Below are 19,760 nucleotides of genomic sequence, written 5' to 3' on the forward strand. Positions count from 1 at the left end.
TTACGCGTCCTTCCGGGCCGCCGCGATCTGACGGCTCATGATGGTGGTGAGTTCGTACGCGGTGTGCGAGGCCGCGACCGAGGTGATCTCCGCGTGGTCGTACGCCGGCGCGACCTCGACGACGTCCGCGGAGACCAGGTTGCACGAGGCCAGGCCGCGCAGGATCTCCAGCAGCTCGCGGGAGGTCATGCCGCCCGCCTCCGGGGTGCCGGTGCCGGGCGCGTGGGCCGGGTCGAGGCAGTCGATGTCGATGGAGATGTACAGCGGGCGGTCGCCGATGCGCTGGCGGAGCTGGTCGGCCACCTCGTCGGCGCCCCGGCGGTAGACGTCGGCCGAGGTGACGATGCCGAAGCCCATCTTCTCGTCGTCGGTGAGGTCCTGCTTGCCGTACAGCGGGCCGCGGGTGCCGACGTGGGAGAGGGCGGAGGTGTCGAGGATGCCCTCCTCCACCGCACGGCGGAACGGGGTGCCGTGCGTGTACTCGGCGCCGAAGTACGTGTCCCAGGTGTCCAGGTGGGCGTCGAAGTGGAGCAGGGCGACGGGGCCGTGCTTCTTCGCGACCGAGCGGAGCAGCGGCAGCGCGATGGTGTGGTCGCCGCCGAGGGTCATCAGACGGGCGCCGGTGCCGAGCAGGTCGTCGGCCGCGGCCTCGATGGTGTCGACGGCCTCGTTGATGTTGAACGGGTTCACGGCGATGTCGCCGCCGTCCGCGACCTGCGCGAGGGCGAAGGGGGACGCGTCCTGCGCGGGGTTGTAGGGGCGCAGCAGCCGGGACGCCTCACGGATGGCGTTGCCGCCGAAGCGGGCGCCCGGCCGGTACGAGACGCCGGAGTCGAACGGCACGCCCACGACGGCGACGTCGGCGGTGCCGACCTCGTCGAGGCGGGGCAGCCGGGCGAAGGTCGCGGGACCGGCGTACCGCGGGATGCGGGAGGAGTCGACGGGGCCGCGGGGCGTCTCGTTGCTGCTCATGATGAAATGCCTTCTTTCCTGCGCTTCGTCGCGCATGTACTGCTTCTCATACGACTCTACTGGTGAGCCGGGACCGGTTCGGACACGAGTTCGGGGTTCCGCCCGGCCAGGCGCTCGCGCCAGGTGGCGAGGACGGCCGCGTCGGTGGGCTTCGTCGCCAGGGACACGGCGACGTAGGCGATGAGGGAGGCCAGCAGGCCGTAGTAGACGGGCTCGTTGGCGAGGATGCCGTAGCCGGCCATCAGGCCGATCACGGCGAGGCCGCCGACGATCACCGAGGCGAGCGCGCCCTGGACGGTGCCGCGCTTCCACAGCAGGCCGCCGAGGATGGGCACGAGCAGGCCGCCGACGAGGAGGTTGTAGGCCACGGTCAGCGCCTCGACCACGTTGTTCAGGGCGATCGCGGTGCCGATCACGCCGATGCCCATGATCAGGATGAAGACGCGGTTGCCCTTGACCTCGTCATGGGTGTCGTCGGTGCGGCGCACCGCGCCCCGCAGCCGGGACCAGATGTCGTTGTTGGCGACCGTGGCGCAGGCGATCAGGGCGCCGGAGGACGTGGACATCACGGCGGCGAGGGCGGCGGCCAGCACCAGGCCGCGCACGCCGACGGGCAGTTCGTCCTTGACGATGGTGGCGAAGGCGTCGTCGGGGCTGCCCAGCTTGGGGTAGATCACCTTGGCGGCCGTACCGATCACCGCGCCGGCGAGGGCGTAGACCAGGCAGTAGGTTCCGGCCACCGTGCCGCCCCACTTGGCGGTCCGGTCCCCGCGGGCGGTGAACACGCGCTGCCAGATGTCCTGGCCGATCAGCATGCCGAACGTATAGATCAGGACGTACGTGAAGATCGTCTCGCCGCCGATGCCCAGCGGGTCGAAGTACGAGGTGGGGAGCTTGGCCTTCATCTCCGAGAAGCCGCCCGCCCTGACCACGGCGATGGGCAGGAGCAGGAGCAGCACGCCGATCGTCTTGACGACGAACTGGACCATGTCGGTCAGCGTGATGGACCACATGCCGCCGAGGGTGGAGTAGGCGACGACGATCGAGCCGCCGAGGATGATCGCGACGGTCCGGTTCATGTCGAACAGGACGTCGAAGATCGTGGCGTAGGCGATGGTGGACGTCACCGCGAGCATGAGGGTGTACGCCCACATGACCACACCGGAGATCACCCCGGCCCGGCCGCCGTAGCGCAGGTCCAGCATCTCGGAGACGGTGTAGACCTTCAGGCGGGCGATGCGGGCGGAGAAGAACACCGACAGGGCCAGCAGGCCGAGGCCGATGGTGAAGACCATCCAGGCGCCGGAGAGGCCGTACTGGTAGCCGAGGCCCACGCCGCCGATGGTGGACGCGCCGCCGAGGACGATCGCGGCCATGGTGCCCGAGTACATCACGGGGCCGAGGCGCCGGCCGGCGACCAGGAACTCGCTCTTCGACCTGGCGCGGCGCATGCCCCACCAGCCCATGGCCAGCATGCCGGCGAGATAGACGACGATCACTGTGTAGTCGACGGCCATGTGGGGCCCTCCTTCGCGCACTGTCGGTGGCGTGTCGTGCAGAGACGTGGGGGTTCCTCGGGAGGGGGTCCTCGGGTTGAGGGCTTCCTCCGGAGCGGGGGTGACGGCAGCGGATCGCGGGGACATCCGCCCGTACCCGCGGCTGCCGTTCCGTGTTGACCCTAGGTGGCCGGAAAGCGACTGCGAAGAGTACGTTTCATCCATATGAACGGGGTGGGATGGAGGAAACGCACATCATGCCGGAGACGATCACCCCAGCCGTCCCACCGACCCCACCGGTCCCGCTGACGGCCCTGCTGGCACGGGAGGACCTGGGCCTGCGGCAGATCGCGGGCCCCACCGACCCGGACACCGTCATCCACTGGGCGCACACCTCGGAGATGGCCGACCCGTACCCGTACCTGCTCGGGGGCGAGCTGCTGCTGACGGCCGGGGTGCACATCCCGGAGGCGGCCGGAAGCGGCACGTACTTCGACGACTACGTGTCCCGGATCGTCGCGGCGGGCGGCGCGGCCCTCGGCTTCGGGCTGGTTCCGGTGCACGACACGGTGCCGCCCGCGCTGGTCACCGCCTGCGACCGTCACGGCCTGCCGCTGCTGGAGGTCCCGCCGCAGACCACCTTCTCCGGGGTGGCCCGCGCGGTGTGGCAGCTGATGGCACAGGCCCGTCTGGCGGAGCTGCGGCGCGTCACCGAGGCCCAGCAGAGCCTGGCCGCGGCGGCCGCGCGCCCGGATCCCGTCCCCGCCGTCCTGCGGCAGCTGGCCCAGCGCCTGGGCGGGCGCGCGGTGCTGTACGGGCCGGACGGCACGGAGGTCGCGGGGGCGGGCCGGGATGCCGCACGGGAGGTGCGGCCGGCGCTGGCGGAGCTGGCAGGGGTGGTGAGACCGCCGGCCGCGGCGGGCGCGGACCACGCGGCGGGCGGCGCTCCCGTCGCCTCCCGGCCGCTGCCGGCGTCCGCCACCGACACCCTCGGCCCGTCCCATCTCGCCGTCTACGCCCTCGGCGCCGGCGAGGGCTTCGTGCTGGGCGTGGCCACCACCCGGCGCGAACCCGGCGACCACACCATCGCCTCCGTGGCCGCCGTCCTGCTGTCCCTGCTGACCGGTGAGCACCAGAGCGGGGCCGGGGCGGCCCGGTCCTCCGCCCTGGTACGGCTGCTGCTGGGGGCTCCGCCGGAGGAGGCGGCGCCCTTGCTGGGCGGGGAGGGCGGGTGGCGGGTCGTGCACGCGCGGCCGGACTCCCAGGCGCCGGACGCCGTCGCCGCCTCCGCCCTCGGCGCCGCCCTGGGCTCCCCCCTGGTCGACCTGGCCCGTGACGTCGTACGCGTGCTGGTGCCGGCCGGGCGCGAACCGGAACCGCAGCCCGGCTGGACCCTCGGGGTGAGCGCCGCGGCCGAGCCGTCCGAGTGGCCGTCCGCCGACACCCAGGCGGCCCGCGCCCTCGCCCGCGCCCGCGCCACCCGCACCCCGCTGGTCCGGCACGCCGCCCGGCCGGCGCTGGAGGACCTGGTGCCGCGCGCGGACGCCGAGTCGCACGCCCGCACGCTGCTCGCTCCCCTCGCGGGGCAGGCCGCGCTCGCCGAGACACTGCGCACCTGGCTCTCCCTGCACGGCAGTTGGGACCGTACGGCGGTGGCGCTGGACGTGCACCGCAACACCGTGCGGCAGCGGATCGCCCGCTGCGCCGCCCTGTTGGACACCGATCTGGACGACGCGGACGTCCGCATGGAGTTGTGGTTCGCGCTGCGGCGGGGCTGAGGGCGGGAGCCGAGTGACCCCCGTCCCACGGGGCGATATGCCGAGGACGCCCGCGGCGCGCTGCCCCACAATGGGAGGCATGCCGATATCCGGGACACCCAGCCGCGCCCAGCTCGTCGACCACCTGGTGAGGACCCGTATCGCGGGGGACGTCGCCACGCCCCGCGAGAACAACCTCTCCCACTACCGTCAGCTCGCCAACGGTGTCCGCAACTTCTGGCTCGGCCTGGAGCTGGGCGACCGCTGGACGGACGAGCAGGACGTGCTCGCGGTCATGGCCGAACGGGTGGGTGTCAACGACGATCCCGAGTACCGGTACGGGCAGGACACCATCGACCCCGAACTCACCGTGGACGCGCTGGACCGCATGGCGGCGCGGCTGCGCAAGGCGGCCGAGGGGCAGCAGCGGGTGCTGTTCGCGACCGGCCACCCGGGCGGCCTGCTGGACGTGCACCGGGCCACGGCCGACGCGCTGCGGGCCGCGGGCTGCGAGATCGTGGTCATCCCGGAGGGGCTGCAGACGGACGAGGGGTACGTCATGCAGTTCGCCGACGTCGCGGTGCTGGAGCACGGGGCGACGCTGTGGCACACCCACTCGGGCGAGCCGATGCGCGCCATCCTGAACGGGCTCGAGCGCGCGGGGCGTCCGCTGCCGGACCTGGTCGTCGCCGACCACGGCTGGGCCGGGTACGCGGGCCAACACGGCCTGGACTCCGTCGGATACGCCGACTGCAACGACCCGGCGCTGTTCCTCGGCGAGTCCGAGGGCACCGTGCAGGTGGTCGTGCCGCTCGACGACCACGTCGTGAGCCCGCGCCACTACGACCCCATGACGGCGTATCTGCTGGCGGGGGCCGGCCTGGCGTAGGGCCTGTCGTCTGGATCAGGCCGGCCCGGCTCACGGTGCCTTGTCGGCCGCGGGCGTGATCCAAACGACAGGCCCTGGGAGCCGCGCGACCGTCGGCGGACGCGACGGTGCGACCCCGCGAGCAGGGCCGCACCATCGCCTCAGATCGTGTTCGGGTCAGTGACCGCCGTGGCCTCCGCCACCGTAGCCGCCACCGCCGTGGCCTCCGCCGCCGTAGCCGCCACCACCGTGGTCGCCGCCGTAGCCGCCGCCACCGTGGTCGTAGCCACCGTGGTCGCCGCCGTAGTCGTCGTCATCGTCGTCCCACCAGCTGTTGTGGCCGTTGTGGCCGCCCCAGCTGTCGCTGTAGGAGCCGTGGTCGCCGTGATCCGACGCCGAGGCAGTGCCCGCCGCCCCGATCGCGGCTCCGCCGGCCAGCAGGATTCCGGCTGCGGACGTCGCGACAAGACGCCTCGTGCGTGTAGCTCGCATGGGAAGTACCTTCCATCGTCTCTCGCACGTTCCCGACGGGGACGTCACGAGGTGGATGGCCGTCACCGCACGGAAAGACGGAAAGAGTGCGGCGCGGTCTTCTGATGTCGCCGCTGGCTCATGAGCGGCACCTGGGTCCGGCCGACGCCTGTGACCCCTTGCCTCGGGTGTCACGGCTGAGGTCAGAGCTTCCCCGGGACCTCGTCGGCCGCGTGTGCCGTGCACTTGCGGCTTTCACTCGAAGAGCCTAGTACCGCACCCGTCACTCGTCATCTCGGGCGACTAATCGCGCCACATCTATTTCACGAGCCTGACCGGCATGACCCGACCTGGGGGAAGACATCAGCAGCTCACACATCATCTCCGCCGTCGGAGTCGACCTCTTCTACGGCACCAGGCGGGCCGTGCACGGTGCTCATCTCTCCGTCGCGCCCGGCGAGGTCGCGGCGGTCACCGGGCAGAGCGGCTCCGGCAAATCCTCGCTTCTGTACTGCCTGGCCGGGGTTCTGCCCGCCGCGCGCGGCCAGGTGCGGTTCGACGGGCGCGTACTCGGCGAGCTCCCCGACGAGGAGATGAGTGCGCTGCGCCGTGAGCGCTTCGGCTTCGTCTTCCAGTACGGCGAGCTGCTGCCCGAGCTGACCGTCGAGGAGAACGCGGCCCTGCCGCTGCGTCTGGCCGGGCGGAGCAAGAAGCACGCCCTGGCGGAAGCCGGCCGGGTACTGGACCGGCTCGGTCTGGGCGAGCTGCGCGAGCGTCGGCCCTCACAGGTGTCGGGCGGTCAGAGTCAGCGTGTCGCGGTCGCCCGGGCCCTGGTGCACCGCCCGGCGGTGGTCTTCGCCGACGAGCCGACCGGCTCGCTGGACAGCGCCAACGCCGCCGCCGTACTGCGGGAGTTCCTCGACCTGGCACGTTCTCAGGGCACGGCCGTGATCCTGGTGACGCACGATCCCGCGGTCGCCGCGCAGGCCGACAGCCACTACGCCATGGCCGACGGAGTCCTCACCCCGCGAGGTGCGGCGTGAGGGAGTTCCTGCTCGGCCTGCGGCTGCTGTCCGGCGCCGGCCGGGGCAACCGCGTCCGCTTCTTCCTCATGGCCGTCGGAAGCTCCCTCGGCGTGTGCGCTCTCGCCCTCGTGCTGACGATCCCGGCCATCCTGGACGCGCACGACGGACGGACCGCGGCCCGCGAACCGCAGACGACCTCCGCCGGCAAGGCGCAGCCGGGCTCGACGCTCGTACTGCAGCGGCGGGACCCGCACGGCTCCCAGCCGTTCACCCGGGTGTTCGTGGCCCGCGGCGACAAGGACACCCCCCAGCCACCGCCCGGCCTGGACGCGCTCCCCGGCCCCGGCGAGCTGTTCGTCTCCCCGCGCCTGCACGAACTGATGCGCGCGGAGCCGGCCCTCAAGGGGCTGCTGCCGGGACGCGAGAAGGGCCGGATCGGCGGGGCCGGCCTCGGCGATCCGGACGAGCTCTACGCCTACGTCGGCACCTCCCGGGCCGCCCTCGCGCACGACCCGGACACCGGGGCGCTGCGGTCCTTCGGCTACCCCTACGCCCCCGTCCCGGTGGTCGAGCCCTCCACCCTCACCAACCTCCGCTTCGCCCTCGTCACGCTGGTCCTGCTGCCCCTGGCCGTCTTCCTGTCGGTATGCGCCCGGCTCTCCGCCGCCAGCCGTACCCGCCGCCTGGCCTCGCTGCGCCTGCTGGGCCTGAGCACCAGGGGCACCCAGCGCGTCAACGCCGCCGAGACCGTGGCCGCGGCACTGCTCGGCGCCGTGCTCGGACTCGGCGAGTACTGGCTCCTCAACCAGGCGATGTCCCGCCCCGGCCTGCCCGCGCTGCGCTGGTACCCGGCCGACGGCAGCCTGTCCTGGACCACCGTCGTCGTCTGCCTCCTCGGCTGCCCGGCTCTCGCCTGGTTCGTCGGACGGGCGAGTGCGCGCAGCGCCGCGGCGAACCCGCTGGCGGTCCGCCGTACGGCCGTGCCGAAGCCCCCCTCGAAGTGGGGCGGGCTGCTGTTGGTCACCGGTCTTGGCATCGTCTCCGGCTTCTGCGCGACGGGCCTCACGGACCACCCCGCCACGAGCGACGGGATCTTCGCGGTCCTCGTCGTGGGCGGAGTCCTGCTGACCGGGTCGGGCCTGGTGCTGACCCTGCCGTGGCTGTCGTACCTCCTCGCCCGCAAGGTGGCCGGGACCACCCGGTCCCTGACGCTGAACCTGGCCATGCGCCGCAACGAGGTCGAGCCGGGCAGCACCATGCGGGTCGTCACCGGCCTGGTCCTGCTGGTGTACGCGGCCTCTCTCGCCCAGGGCGTCCTGATCGAGTTCGAGCAGGTCAGCAAGCCCGGCAACCCCGTCCAGGACTACTCCCTGCCGCTGTCGGCCCTGTCCGAGGAGCAGGAGAGCCGGCTCGCCGGGATACCGGGAGTCCGCGCCCACGCCCGGACGATGGTCTCCTGGAGCAAGCCCGGGCCCGCCGGCATCCCGCCCCGGGCCACCGCGCTGGTCGCCACCTGCGCCCAGCTGACCCGGCTGGTGCGGCACACCGAGGGCTGCCGGGAGGGCCGGGTCATGCGTCTGGTGGACCCGAACAGCTCGGCCGATCCGGACATGCGCCCCGGCGCCTCGTTCCCCTTCGAGCTGCGGACCGGCCGGCGCCATGTGGCGGTCACCCTGACCATCCCTTCGGCCACGGTCGTCATGCGTCCGTACGACCCGTCGGCGATCGGCGACGCGTCGATGATCGTTCCGCCGACGGCGCTGCCGGCGCACGCCCGTCCGCGGTCGGGCTCCCTCGTCCTCGACAGCGACTCCGAACCGCGGGTGGTCCGCGGGGTCCTGGACGGCATCGGCGGCGTCGCGCCGACGGTCTCCGTGGAGCCGGTCGGCGTCAACGTGGACAGCCTGCAGCAGATCGCCGTGATCGAGACCCTGCTGGTGCTCGGCATGATCATGGGTCTGGTGATCGGTGTCGCCGCGTTCCTGGTCGCCGTCACGGACCGGGCCGTCGAGCGCCGTGCCCAGGTCACCGCGATCACCCTGATCGGGGCGCGGGCCCGCACGCTGCGCGCCGTGCAGAGCACCCAGGTGGTGCTGCCGCTGGCCGTCGGCCTCGTCCTGGCCCTGGTGACCGGCAAGCTCGCCGAGTCCAGTTATCTGGTCACCGGGGGCGGTGAGGTCTTCTGGGACTTCGCCGGGATCCCGGTCCTGGCCTGCGCGGCGCTGGGGGTGGTCGCGGTGGCGGCCCTGGGCACCCTGCCGCTGGTGGGACGCCGTATCGATCCGGAACTCATCCGCCGGGACTGAGTCGTCGGCCCGCCCACGGCCGTCCCGGGCATGGGCCGGCGGGTGGTGCGCGTCACCTGGGGACGCGCACCACGCCCTCCTGGATCACCGTGATCGCGAGGCGGCCGTCCTGGGTGTGGATGCGGGCCTGGCCGAGGCCGCGGCCACCGTGGGCGGTGGTCGACTCCTGGTCGTACAGCAGCCATTCGTCGGCGCGGAAGGGGCGGTGGAACCACATCGCGTGGTCCAGGGACGCCCCCACGACGTCGCCGACGGCCCAGCCGCCGCGGCCGTGCGCGAGCAGCACCGAGTCCAGCAGGGTCATGTCGGAGACGTAGGTGGCGAGGACGACGTGCAGCAGGGGGTCGTCGTCGAGCTTGCCGTTGGTGCGGAACCACACCTGGGAGTGCGGTTCGCGCGGCTCGCCGAAGCGCCCGTACGGCGGCTCGTCCACGTACCGCAGGTCGATCGCCTCGCGGGCCTCCAGGAACCGCTCCACCACGTCCGGCGCGAGATGGTCGTACCCGCGCAGCCGCTCCTGGGAGGTCGGCAGGGTCGCCGGGTCCGGTGCGGGCGGCATCGTCGCCTGGTGGTCGAGGCCCTCCTCGTGGACCTGGAAGGACGCCGACAGGTGGAAGATCGGCTTGCCGTGCTGCACGGCGACCACGCGGCGGGTGGTGAAGGACCGGCCGTCGCGGATCCGGTCGACCGTGTAGACGATCGGCGCGCCCGGATCACCGGGGCGCAGGAAGTACGCGTGCAGGGAGTGCGCGGGCCGGTCCGCGGGGACCGTCCGGCCGGCGGCGACCATCGCCTGCGCCGCCACCTGCCCGCCGAAGACGCGGGGGACGACGGCGGCGCGGGACCGGCCGCGGAAGATGTTCTCCTCGATCTGCTCGAGGTCGAGCAGATCGAGGAGATCCTGGAGTGCCTGACTCATGGCTTGTAGTTGTACCCGCCGGTGATTGCGGGGACCTTACAGACCCATGTCCTTGGCGATGATCGACTTCATGATCTCGCTGGTGCCGCCGTAGATGCGGTTGACGCGGTTGTCCGCGTACAGGCGGGCGATCGGGTACTCGTTCATGTAGCCGTAGCCGCCGTGCAGCTGGAGGCAGCGGTCGATCACGCGGTGGGCGACCTCGGTGCAGAACAGCTTCGCGGAGGCGGCCTCGGCGGGCGTCAGCTCACCGGCGTCCAGGGCCTCCGTGGCGCGGTCGGCGACGGCCTCGGCGGCGTCCACCTCGGCCTGGCAGGCGGCCAGCTCGAACTTGGTGTTCTGGAAGTGGGCCACCGGCTTGCCGAAGACGGTGCGGTCCTGCACGTACTGCTTGGCGAACCGGACGGCGGCCTTGGCCTGCGCGTAGGCGCCGAAGGCGATGCCCCAGCGCTCGGAGGCGAGGTTGTGGCCGAGGTAGGAGAAGCCCTTGTTCTCCTCGCCGAGCAGGTCCTCGACCGGCACCTTGACGTCGACGAAGGCCAGCTCGGCGGTGTCGGAGGTCTTCAGGCCGAGCTTGTCGAGCTTGCGGCCGACGGAGTAGCCCTCGGACTTGGTGTCCACGGCGAACAGCGAGATGCCGTGGCGGCGGTCCTCGGCGGTGGGCGCGGCCGTACGGGCGCAGACGATCACCTTGTCGGCGTGCACACCGCCGGTGATGAAGGTCTTGGCGCCGTTGAGCACGTAGTGCGTGCCGTCCTCGGACAGCTTGGCGGTGGACTTCATGCCCGCGAGGTCGGAGCCGGTGCCCGGCTCCGTCATCGCGATCGCCCACATCTCCTCGCCGCTGACGAACTTCGGCAGGAAGCGCTTCTTCTGCTCGTCGGTGGCGAGCATCTTGATGTACGGCAGGGCGAGCAGCACGTGCACGCCGGAGCCGCCGAACTGGACGCCGGCGCGGGCGGTCTCCTCGTAGAGGACGGCCTCGAACTTGTGGCTCTCCATGCCCGCGCCGCCGAACTCCTCGGGCACGTTGATGCCGAAGATGCCGAGCTCGCCGAGCTTGTAGTAGAAGTCGCGCGGCGCCTGGCCGGCGGCGAACCACTCGTCGTACACGGGTACGACCTCGGCCTCGATGAAGGCGCGGATGGTCTCCCGGAACGCCTCGTGATCCTCGTTGAACACCGTACGGCGCACGCCGCCCACCTCCACGTACCTCGGCATGTCTAAGCGCTTGCTCACTCAACCGTACCGGCGGGTAGGTACCCCGTCCAGGGGTATCCGCCCGTAACGCTCGTCACGCCGGGCACGACGGCGGACCGAGGCGGGTCTCCGTCCCGGCAGCGGTTCCGGCGGTACGCGACGGCTTTGCCGAGGGAAGGCCTAGCGCTCCCCGGCCGCCGCGAACGCCCCGCGCGCCATCCGGTGCAGCAGCGTCGCCATGGCCCCGCGGCCGGGCAGCGTGCCGGCGCGGCCCAGGTGGGGCGTGGAGTTCAGCAGGCCGAAGACGGAGTGGACGGCCGAGCGGGCCGACGGCTCGGTCAGGACCGGGTAGACCTCGCGGACCACCTCCACCCACAGCTCGACGTACTGCCGCTGGAGCTGCCGCACCAGCTTGCGGTCGCTGTCGCGCAGGCGGTCCAGCTCACGGTCGTGCAGGGTGATCAGCGGGCGGTCGTCGAGGGCGAAGTCGATGTGGCCCTCGATGAGCGAGTCCAGGACCTCGGGGGCGCCGGTGGCCCCGTCGGCCTCCGCCAGACGGCGCTTGGCGCCCGTGAGCAGCTGGCCGCTGATGCCGACCAGCAGCTCGGCGAGCATCGCGTCCTTGCCCGGGAAGTGGCGGTACAGGCCGGGGCCGCTGATGCCGACCGCCGCGCCTATCTCGTCGACCCCCACACCGTGGAAGCCGCGCTCGGCGAAGAGCCGGGCGGCCTCCTTGAGGATCTGCTCGCGCCGGGTCGGGGCGTCGGTTCTGGTGACCATGCAGGCAATTCTAGACAGGGAGGTTAGCGGTCGTTAACCTGATGGAAATGGTTAACGCTCATTAACAGGTTCGACCACCGGGTGAGGGGACCGCAGGATGCAGGAGGCACCGGAGCTTCGGAGCGCGGCAGATCCCGCGTCGGAGGCCTGGCGGGCCAACGAACAGGGCCATCTCGCGCTCGTCGAGGAGCTGCGCGGCAAGCTGGCCGCCGCGGCGCTCGGCGGCGGCGAGAAGGCCCGGGCCAGGCACACCGCGCGCGGCAAGCTGCTGCCGAGGGACAGGGTGGACACGCTGCTCGACCCGGGCTCGCCCTTCCTGGAGCTGGCCCCCCTCGCGGCCGACGGGATGTACGAGGGACAGGCTCCGGCCGCCGGTGTGATCGCCGGGATCGGCCGGGTCAGCGGGCGCGAGTGCGTGATCGTCGCGAACGACGCCACCGTCAAGGGCGGCACGTACTACCCGATGACCGTGAAGAAGCACCTGCGCGCGCAGGAGGTGGCCCTGGACAACCGGCTGCCGTGCGTCTACCTGGTCGACTCCGGCGGCGCCTTCCTGCCGATGCAGGACGAGGTGTTCCCGGACCGCGACCACTTCGGGCGCATCTTCTACAACCAGGCCCGGATGTCCGGCGCCGGGATCCCGCAGATCGCGGCCGTGCTCGGCTCGTGCACGGCCGGCGGCGCGTACGTCCCGGCGATGAGCGACGAGGCCGTGATCGTCCGCAACCAGGGCACGATCTTCCTCGGCGGTCCGCCGCTGGTGAAGGCGGCCACCGGCGAGGTCGTGACGGCGGAGGAGCTGGGCGGCGGCGAGGTGCACTCCCGGGTCTCCGGAGTCACCGACCACCTCGCCGAGGACGACGCGCACGCCCTGCGGATCGTGCGCGACATCGTCGCCACACTGCCGGCCCGGCGGTCCCTGCCCTGGGAGGTCCGGCCGGCCGTCGAGCCGAAGGTCGACCCCTACGGCCTCTACGGCGCCGTCCCCGTCGACTCCCGCACCCCCTACGACGTGCGCGAGGTCATCGCGCGCGTGGTGGACGGCTCCCGGTTCGCCGAGTTCAAGAGCGAGTTCGGGCAGACCCTGGTCACCGGCTTCGCCCGGATCCACGGCCACCCGGTGGGGATCGTCGCCAACAACGGCATCCTCTTCTCCGAGTCCGCCCAGAAGGGCGCCCACTTCATCGAGCTGTGCGACCAGCGCGGCATCCCGCTGGTGTTCCTGCAGAACATCTCGGGCTTCATGGTGGGCAAGGACTACGAGGCGGGCGGCATCGCCAAGCACGGCGCCAAGATGGTGACGGCCGTCGCCTGCACGCGCGTGCCCAAGCTGACCGTGGTGGTCGGCGGTTCGTACGGCGCGGGCAACTACTCGATGTGCGGCCGGGCCTACTCCCCCCGCTTCCTGTGGATGTGGCCCAACGCCAAGATCTCCGTCATGGGCGGCGAGCAGGCCGCCAGCGTCCTCGCCACGGTCAAGCGGGACCAGCTGGAGGCGCGCGGGGAGGACTGGCCGGCCGATGCCGAAGACGGCTTCAAGGCGCCGATCCGCGCCCAGTACGAGCGCCAGGGCAACGCCTACTACGCCTCCGCCCGCCTGTGGGACGACGGCGTGATCGACCCGCTCGAGACCCGTCAGGTGCTGGGACTCGCCCTGACGGCCTGTGCCAACGCGCCGCTGGGAGACCCCCAGTTCGGCGTCTTCCGGATGTGAGGAGGGGAACCGTGTTCGACACAGTGCTGGTGGCCAACCGGGGCGAGATCGCCGTACGCGTCATCCGTACGCTCCGCTCCCTGGGCGTGCGCTCGGTGGCGGTCTTCTCCGACGCGGACGCCGACGCGCGGCACGTGCGCGAGGCCGACACCGCGGTACGGATCGGTCCGGCGCCCGCGGGCGAGAGCTATCTGTCGGTGGAGCGGCTGCTGGAGGCCGCCGCCCGTACCGGCGCCCAGGCCGTCCACCCCGGGTACGGCTTCCTCGCCGAGAACGCGGGCTTCGCGCGCGCGTGCGAGGAGGCGGGGCTGGTCTTCATCGGCCCGCCGGCCGACGCGATCGCGCTCATGGGCGACAAGATCCGGGCCAAGGAGACCGTGCAGAAGGCCGGGGTCCCGGTCGTGCCGGGTTCGAGCGGCAGCGGGCTGTCGGACGGCGAACTCGCCGCGGCCGCCCGGGACATCGGGGTGCCGGTGCTCCTGAAGCCCTCCGCGGGAGGCGGCGGCAAGGGCATGCGCCTGGTGCGCGAGGTGAGCGCGCTGGAGGAGGAGATCGCCGCCGCCCGCCGTGAGGCCCGCGCCTCCTTCGGCGACGACACCCTGCTGGTGGAGCGGTGGATCGACCGGCCCCGGCACATCGAGATCCAGGTGCTGGCCGACGGCCACGGGAGCGTGGTCCACCTCGGCGAGCGCGAGTGCTCCCTGCAGCGGCGCCACCAGAAGATCATCGAGGAGGCGCCGAGCGTGCTCCTCGACGAGGCCACGCGTGCGTCGATGGGCGAGGCGGCCGTGCAGGCGGCCCGCTCGTGCGGGTACCGCGGTGCGGGCACGGTGGAGTTCATCGTGCCCGGCGGCGACCCCTCGCAGTACTACTTCATGGAGATGAACACCCGTCTCCAGGTGGAGCACCCGGTCACCGAACTCGTCACCGGGCTGGACCTGGTGGAGTGGCAGCTGCGGGTGGCGGCCGGCGAGACGCTGGGCTTCGCGCAGGACGACGTCACGCTGACCGGACACGCGGTCGAGGCCCGGATCTGCGCCGAGGACCCGGCGCGCGGCTTCCTCCCCTCGGGCGGCACGGTGCTGCTGCTCGACGAGCCGCGGGGGGACGGCGTCCGCACCGACTCCGGCCTCAGCGAGGGCACCGAGGTCGGCAGCCTGTACGACCCGATGCTCTCCAAGGTCATCGTCCACGGCCCCGACCGCGAGACGGCCCTGCGCAAGCTGCGGGCGGCCCTCTCCGGGACGGTCACCCTGGGCGTCCAGACCAACGCGGGCTTCCTGCGCCGGCTGCTGGCCCACCCGGCGGTGATGGCGGGCGAGCTGGACACCGGACTGGTGGAGCGCGAGGTGGACGGGCTCGTCCCGGACGGCGTGCCGGCGGAGGTGTACGCGGCGGCGGCGCTGCTGCGCCATGCCGCGCTCGTGCCCGCCGGCGGCTCCGGCTGGACAGACCCGTTCGCCGCGGCCGACGGCTGGCGGCTGGGCGGTGAGGCGGCCTGGACACCGCACCACCTGCGGGTACCGGGTCAGGAGGCCGTGACCGTCCGCGTGCGCAGCACACCGGGCGGCGGCACGGAACTGCTGCTCCCCGGGACGGACCAGCCGCTTAGGGGGTCCGGCGGCACGACCGTGCGGTCCGGCGCCGGGCACCGGTTCACCTTCCGGCTCGACGGCCTCACCCACACCTTCGCCGTCCTGCCGGACGGCACCTGGCTGGGCCGCGACGGCGACACCTGGCAGGTGCGCGACCACGATCCGGTGGCCGACTCCCTCACCCGGTCCGCGCACGCGGGCGCCGACTCGCTGACCGCCCCGATGCCCGGCACGGTGACCGTGGTGAAGGTGGCGGTCGGCGACGAGGTGACCGCGGGCCAGAGCCTGCTGGTGGTCGAGGCGATGAAGATGGAGCACGTCATCTCCGCCCCGCACGCCGGCACGGTCGCCGAACTGGACGTGACCCCGGGATCGACGGTCGCCATGGACCAGGTGCTGGCCGTCATCGCGCCCACGGAGGAGGCGGAATGAGCGCCGAGCCGCTGCCCATGGTCGTACCGGCCCAGGACCTGCCCGCGCGGGTGCGGATCCACGAGGTCGGCGCCCGCGACGGGCTGCAGAACGAGAAGACGGCCGTACCGACCGCGGTCAAGGCGGAGTTCGTCCGCCGGCTCGCCGACGCGGGCCTGACGACGATCGAGGCGACCAGCTTCGTGCACCCCAAGTGGGTGCCCCAGCTGGCCGACGCCGAGCAGCTGTTCCCGATGCTCGGCGGTCTGCCCGGGGTGGACCTGCCGGTGCTGGTCCCCAACCAGCGCGGCCTGGACCGGGCGCTGGCCCTCGGCGCCGAGCGCGTGGCCGTGTTCGCCAGCGCCACCGAGTCCTTCGCCAAGGCCAACCTCAACCGCACGCTGGACGAGTCGCTGGCCGTGTTCGAGCCGGTGGTGCGCCACGCGAAGGACGCGGGCCTGCATGTGCGCGGCTATGTGTCGATGTGCTTCGGCGACCCGTGGGAGGGGCCGGTCCCCCTGCACCAGGTGGCCCGCGTCTGCACGGCGCTGCGCGACATGGGCTGCGACGAGCTGAGCCTCGGCGACACGATCGGCGTCGCCACCCCGGGCCATGTGCTCGAACTCCTCAGTCTGCTCAACGAGCTGGGTGTGCCGACGAACGTCATCGGCGTGCACTTCCACGACACCTACGGCCAGGCGCTGTCGAACACGCTGGCCGCGTTGCAGCACGGCGTCACCACCGTGGACGCCTCCGCGGGCGGCCTCGGCGGCTGCCCCTACGCCAGGTCCGCCACCGGCAACCTCGCCACCGAGGACCTCGTGTGGATGCTGCACGGCCTCGGCATCGAGACCGGGGTCGATCTCGGCCGTCTGACCGCCACCAGCGTGTGGATGGCCGAACAGCTGGGACGGCCCAGCCCGTCCCGCACCGTCCGCGCTCTCTCCCACAAGGACCAGTGATCAGCATGGACCACCGCCTCAGCCCCGAGCTGGAGGAACTGCGCCGTACCGTCGAGGAGTTCGCGCACGACGTCGTGGCGCCGAAGATCGGCGACTTCTACGAGCGGCACGAGTTCCCGTACGAGATCGTCCGCGAGATGGGCCGCATGGGCCTGTTCGGGCTGCCGTTCCCGGAGGAGTACGGCGGGATGGGCGGCGACTACCTCGCCCTCGGCCTCGCCCTGGAGGAACTGGCCCGGGTGGACTCCTCCGTGGCCATCACCCTGGAGGCAGGTGTCTCGCTGGGCGCGATGCCGCTGCACCTGTTCGGCACGGAGGAGCAGAAGCGCGAGTGGCTGCCCCGCCTGTGCGCGGGCGAGATGCTCGGCGCGTTCGGCCTGACGGAACCGGACGGCGGCAGCGACGCGGGCGCCACCCGTACGACCGCCCGGCTGGACCCGGACACGGACGAATGGGTGATCAACGGCAGCAAGTGCTTCATCACCAACTCCGGTACGGACATCACCGGTCTGGTGACGGTCACGGCGGTCACCGGCCGCAAGCCGGACGGCAGGCCGCAGATCTCGGCGATCATCGTGCCCTCCGGCACTCCGGGCTTCACGGTGGCCGCGCCCTACTCGAAGGTCGGCTGGAACGCCTCGGACACCCGCGAGCTGTCGTTCCAGGACGTCCGGGTGCCCGCCGCCAACCTGCTCGGCGAGGAGGGCCGCGGCTACGCCCAGTTCCTGCGCATCCTGGACGAGGGCCGCATCGCCATCGCGGCGCTCGCCACCGGTCTGGCGCAGGGCTGTGTGGACGAGTCGGTGAAGTACGCGAAGGAGCGGCACGCCTTCGGCCGGCCGATCGGCTCCAACCAGGCCGTCCAGTTCAAGATCGCCGACATGGAGATGAAGGCCCACACGGCCCGCCTGGCGTGGCGGGACGCGGCCTCGCGGCTGGTGGCCGGCGAGCCGTTCAAGAAGGAGGCGGCGCTGGCCAAGCTGTACTCCTCGACGGTCGCCGTCGACAACGCCCGTGACGCCACCCAGATCCACGGCGGCTACGGCTTCATGAACGAGTATCCGGTGGCGCGCATGTGGCGTGACTCCAAGATCCTGGAGATCGGCGAGGGCACGAGCGAGGTGCAGCGCATGCTGATCGCGCGGGAGCTGGGCCTGACCGGCTGAACCCCGGGACGGCGGTGGGGCGCACCATCCCCCTGGACATCGAGTGAGGTTAGGCTAACCTGACCTTCGAACCAGTCCGGTGGGCGCCCCACCCTGTTCCGAAAGCAGCCGAGCCATGCCCAACGTCCGTACGACGTCCTCCCCTTCCCGCCGCGGCCTGCTCGCCGCCGGCGGCGCCCTCGCTCTCGGTGCCGCACTCGCCGCCTGCGGGGACGACAAGGGCAAGGACGCGGGCTCCGGCAAGGGGACGACGGCCGCCAAGTCCGGCCCCTGGTCCTTCACGGACGACCGCAGGAAGACCGTGAAGCTGGACAAGGTCCCCGCGAACATCGTCGCCTTCACCGGTGTCGGTGCCGCGCTGTACGACTACGGCGTGCAGGTCAAGGGCGTGTTCGGCCCGACGAGGACCACGGACGGCAAGCCCGACGTCCAGGCCGGCGACATGGACGTCAGCAAGGTGACGGTCCTCGGCAACACCTGGGGCCAGTTCAAGATCGAGAAGTACGCGGCCCTCGCGCCGGACGTGCTGATCTCCACGATGTTCGACTCCGCCGGCACGCTCTGGTACGTCCCGGACGAGTCGAAGGACAAGATCGCCCAGCTCGCCCCGAGCGTGGGCATCTCCGTCTACGACCGTCAGCTCCCGCAGTCGCTGCAGCGCATGTGGCAGCTGGCCGAGTCGCTCGGCGGCGACATGAAGGCCGCCAAGGCCACGGCCGCCAAGAAGCGCTTCGAGGAGGCGGCCGCCCGCCTGCGCGCCGCGGCCAAGGCCAAGCCCGGGATCAAGGTCATGGCCGGCTCCGCGAGCGACCAGCTCTTCTACGTCTCCGGCACCAACCTCTCCATCGACCTGGAGTACTTCAAGGCCCTCGGCGTGAACTTCGTCGAGCCCCCGGAGAGCGCCAAGGCCAAGGGCGGCGGCTGGTACGAGTCGCTGAGCTGGGAGAACGTCGACAAGTACCAGGCCGACATCATCATGATGGACGACCGCTCCTCGACCATCCAGCCCGCCGACATCACCAAGGCGACCTGGAAGAAGCTCCCCGCGGTCAAAGCCGGCCAGGTCATCTCCCGCTCCCCCGAGCCGATCCTGTCCTACGACAAGTGCGTCCCGCTCCTGACGACTCTGGCCGAGGCGCTGGAGAAGGCCGAGAAGGTCGCCTGACCCCCTCGGGTGCCACCCCTGACAAAGCCCTGAATCCCACGCTCAGGAGCCACACATGACGACGGCCGTAGCCGCCCCGTTCCGTTTCTTCTCCCTCCGGGTCGTACGGACGAGGCGGCTCGGCCCGTCTCTGGTCCGGGTCACCTTCGCCGGTGCCGACCTGCACGCCTTCCACTCCGACGGGCGGGACCAGTCCCTGTCCCTGTTCCTGCCGCACCCCGGCCAGAGTGACCCCGTGGTCCCGCTGGAGCTGGGCGACGGCTGGTGGCAGGGCTGGCGCGAACTGCCCGACGACGTAAGGGCGGTCATGCGCTCGTACACCCTGCGGGCGCTGCGCCGGGACGCCGGCGGCGGCACCCGCGAGATCGACATCGACTTCGCGCTGCACGGCGTCGAGCCCGGCGCGGCCGTCCCCGCGGGCCCCGCCTCCCGCTGGGCCTCCCGCGCCACGGCCGGGGACCGGGTCCTGCTGCTCGGACCGGCCGTCGCCGACAACCGCGCGATCCGCTTCCGCCCGCCCGGGGACACGGACCTCGTGGTGCTGTGGGGCGACGCGACCGCCGTACCCGCGGCCACCGCGATCCTCGAGTCCCTGCCGGCCGGCACCCGGGCACGCGCCTGGCTGGAGGTGCCGCACGCCGGTGACGTCCAGGACGTGGTGACGCGGGCGGACGCGGAGCTCACGTGGCTCGTACGGCACGACGGCTCCCCCATGGCCGTCGATGCCGTACGAGCCGCCCGGCTCCCCCTCGCCGAGCGGCCCTACGTCTGGATCGCCGGCGAGTCCGGGCAGGTGAAGGCGCTGCGCCGGCACTTCGTCGGTGAGCGCGGGATCGACCGGCGGCGGGTGACGTTCGTCGGCTACTGGCGCCGGGGCCTGACGGAGGAACAGCTCCGCGCCGCGGAGTAGCCCCGGCCCGACGTGACGCCGGTCACGGGAGGGGTGTGTTTCG

16 protein-coding genes are annotated in these 19,760 nt (G+C 72.2%); 10 read left to right on the plus strand and 6 right to left on the minus strand.

Features of this window, described 5'->3' with window-relative positions; all coding sequences use genetic code 11:
* Positions 1–972, minus strand: coding sequence for an agmatinase (gene speB, locus ACF08B_RS20900; protein ID WP_073900511.1), 972 nt, complete (start codon positions 970–972; stop codon positions 1–3).
* Between the two features lie 56 nt (positions 973–1,028).
* Positions 1,029–2,489 (minus strand): sodium:solute symporter, encoded by a 1,461-nt coding sequence (locus ACF08B_RS20905; protein WP_392318719.1) that lies wholly within the window; start codon positions 2,487–2,489, stop codon positions 1,029–1,031.
* A gap of 218 nt (positions 2,490–2,707) precedes the next feature.
* On the opposite strand from ACF08B_RS20905, the gene ACF08B_RS20910 reads away from it, so the two are divergent.
* Together ACF08B_RS20910 and ACF08B_RS20915 are read left to right on the plus strand one after the other, a co-directional pair.
* Entirely contained in the window at positions 2,708–4,246 is a 1,539-nt protein-coding gene (locus ACF08B_RS20910) for a PucR family transcriptional regulator (RefSeq protein WP_392318720.1), read from the plus strand.
* 79 nt (positions 4,247–4,325) lie between these two features.
* Positions 4,326–5,114, plus strand: a complete 789-nt coding sequence (locus ACF08B_RS20915; protein WP_093696433.1) for a phosphatase — start codon at positions 4,326–4,328, stop codon at positions 5,112–5,114.
* Between the two features lie 156 nt (positions 5,115–5,270).
* Here the strand turns inward: ACF08B_RS20915 and ACF08B_RS20920 are convergent, their stop codons facing one another.
* Positions 5,271–5,585 carry a hypothetical protein gene (locus ACF08B_RS20920; RefSeq protein ID WP_392318721.1) on the minus strand — a complete coding sequence of 105 codons (315 nt, stop codon included), beginning with the start codon at positions 5,583–5,585 and terminating at the stop codon, positions 5,271–5,273.
* Between the two features lie 404 nt (positions 5,586–5,989).
* On the opposite strand from ACF08B_RS20920, the gene ACF08B_RS20925 reads away from it, so the two are divergent.
* On the plus strand, positions 5,990–6,607 hold the full coding sequence (locus ACF08B_RS20925) for an ABC transporter ATP-binding protein (protein WP_256339572.1): 618 nt from the start codon (positions 5,990–5,992) through the stop codon (positions 6,605–6,607).
* Positions 6,604–8,895: an FtsX-like permease family protein gene (locus ACF08B_RS20930; RefSeq protein ID WP_392318722.1), complete on the plus strand. Its 2,292-nt coding sequence runs from the start codon at positions 6,604–6,606 to the stop codon at positions 8,893–8,895. Before ACF08B_RS20925 ends, ACF08B_RS20930 begins: the two co-directional genes overlap by 4 nt.
* 52 nt (positions 8,896–8,947) lie before the next feature.
* Here ACF08B_RS20930 and ACF08B_RS20935 read toward each other — a convergent pair whose 3' ends face one another.
* The 3 genes from ACF08B_RS20935 to ACF08B_RS20945 all read right to left on the minus strand — a co-directional run bounded on the left by ACF08B_RS20935 (position 8,948) and on the right by ACF08B_RS20945 (position 11,794).
* Positions 8,948–9,814 (minus strand): acyl-CoA thioesterase, encoded by an 867-nt coding sequence (locus ACF08B_RS20935; RefSeq protein ID WP_392318723.1) that lies wholly within the window; start codon positions 9,812–9,814, stop codon positions 8,948–8,950.
* A gap of 36 nt (positions 9,815–9,850) precedes the next feature.
* Positions 9,851–11,008 (minus strand): acyl-CoA dehydrogenase family protein, encoded by a 1,158-nt coding sequence (locus ACF08B_RS20940; protein ID WP_392318915.1) that lies wholly within the window; start codon positions 11,006–11,008, stop codon positions 9,851–9,853.
* Between the two features lie 186 nt (positions 11,009–11,194).
* Entirely contained in the window at positions 11,195–11,794 is a 600-nt protein-coding gene (locus ACF08B_RS20945) for a TetR/AcrR family transcriptional regulator (protein WP_392318724.1), read from the minus strand.
* A 97-nt stretch (positions 11,795–11,891) separates the two neighbouring features.
* On the opposite strand from ACF08B_RS20945, the gene ACF08B_RS20950 reads away from it, so the two are divergent.
* The 6 genes from ACF08B_RS20950 to ACF08B_RS20975 all read left to right on the plus strand — a co-directional run bounded on the left by ACF08B_RS20950 (position 11,892) and on the right by ACF08B_RS20975 (position 19,717).
* Positions 11,892–13,508: a carboxyl transferase domain-containing protein gene (locus tag ACF08B_RS20950; RefSeq protein ID WP_392318725.1), complete on the plus strand. Its 1,617-nt coding sequence runs from the start codon at positions 11,892–11,894 to the stop codon at positions 13,506–13,508.
* Positions 13,509–13,519: 11 nt separating this feature from the next.
* Positions 13,520–15,535, plus strand: a complete 2,016-nt coding sequence (locus tag ACF08B_RS20955) for an acetyl/propionyl/methylcrotonyl-CoA carboxylase subunit alpha (protein WP_392318726.1) — start codon at positions 13,520–13,522, stop codon at positions 15,533–15,535.
* Positions 15,532–16,476: a hydroxymethylglutaryl-CoA lyase gene (locus ACF08B_RS20960; RefSeq protein WP_392318727.1), complete on the plus strand. Its 945-nt coding sequence runs from the start codon at positions 15,532–15,534 to the stop codon at positions 16,474–16,476. The genes ACF08B_RS20955 and ACF08B_RS20960 overlap by 4 nt, the downstream gene beginning before the upstream one ends.
* A gap of 5 nt (positions 16,477–16,481) precedes the next feature.
* Positions 16,482–17,642 carry an acyl-CoA dehydrogenase family protein gene (locus tag ACF08B_RS20965; RefSeq protein ID WP_392318728.1) on the plus strand — a complete coding sequence of 387 codons (1,161 nt, stop codon included), beginning with the start codon at positions 16,482–16,484 and terminating at the stop codon, positions 17,640–17,642.
* A gap of 115 nt (positions 17,643–17,757) precedes the next feature.
* Complete coding sequence (locus ACF08B_RS20970; protein WP_392318729.1) at positions 17,758–18,807, plus strand: ABC transporter substrate-binding protein; 1,050 nt, start codon at positions 17,758–17,760, stop codon at positions 18,805–18,807.
* Between the two features lie 55 nt (positions 18,808–18,862).
* Positions 18,863–19,717, plus strand: coding sequence for a siderophore-interacting protein (locus ACF08B_RS20975; protein ID WP_392318730.1), 855 nt, complete (start codon positions 18,863–18,865; stop codon positions 19,715–19,717).
* Positions 19,718–19,760: the final 43 nt, after the last annotated feature.

Origin of the sequence: Streptomyces sp. NPDC015139 (genome assembly GCF_043079785.1) — a bacterium.
GTDB classification, from domain to species: Bacteria; Actinomycetota; Actinomycetes; order Streptomycetales; family Streptomycetaceae; genus Streptomyces; species Streptomyces albidocamelliae.

What these genes read in the sequence shown, in the direction of transcription:
- ACF08B_RS20910 (WP_392318720.1), top strand. Translation starts at nt 2,708, where the DNA reads ATGGAGGAAACGCACATCATGCCGGAGACGATCACCCCAGCCGTCCCA.
- ACF08B_RS20965 (WP_392318728.1), top strand. Translation starts at nt 16,482, where the DNA reads ATGGACCACCGCCTCAGCCCCGAGCTGGAGGAACTGCGCCGTACCGTC.
- ACF08B_RS20905 (WP_392318719.1), bottom strand. Translation starts at nt 2,489, where the DNA reads ATGGCCGTCGACTACACAGTGATCGTCGTCTATCTCGCCGGCATGCTG.
- ACF08B_RS20950 (WP_392318725.1), top strand. Translation starts at nt 11,892, where the DNA reads ATGCAGGAGGCACCGGAGCTTCGGAGCGCGGCAGATCCCGCGTCGGAG.
- ACF08B_RS20915 (WP_093696433.1), top strand. Translation starts at nt 4,326, where the DNA reads ATGCCGATATCCGGGACACCCAGCCGCGCCCAGCTCGTCGACCACCTG.
- ACF08B_RS20920 (WP_392318721.1), bottom strand. Translation starts at nt 5,585, where the DNA reads ATGCGAGCTACACGCACGAGGCGTCTTGTCGCGACGTCCGCAGCCGGA.
- ACF08B_RS20975 (WP_392318730.1), top strand. Translation starts at nt 18,863, where the DNA reads ATGACGACGGCCGTAGCCGCCCCGTTCCGTTTCTTCTCCCTCCGGGTC.
- ACF08B_RS20970 (WP_392318729.1), top strand. Translation starts at nt 17,758, where the DNA reads ATGCCCAACGTCCGTACGACGTCCTCCCCTTCCCGCCGCGGCCTGCTC.
- ACF08B_RS20945 (WP_392318724.1), bottom strand. Translation starts at nt 11,794, where the DNA reads ATGGTCACCAGAACCGACGCCCCGACCCGGCGCGAGCAGATCCTCAAG.
- ACF08B_RS20960 (WP_392318727.1), top strand. Translation starts at nt 15,532, where the DNA reads ATGAGCGCCGAGCCGCTGCCCATGGTCGTACCGGCCCAGGACCTGCCC.
- ACF08B_RS20935 (WP_392318723.1), bottom strand. Translation starts at nt 9,814, where the DNA reads ATGAGTCAGGCACTCCAGGATCTCCTCGATCTGCTCGACCTCGAGCAG.
- speB (WP_073900511.1), bottom strand. Translation starts at nt 972, where the DNA reads ATGAGCAGCAACGAGACGCCCCGCGGCCCCGTCGACTCCTCCCGCATC.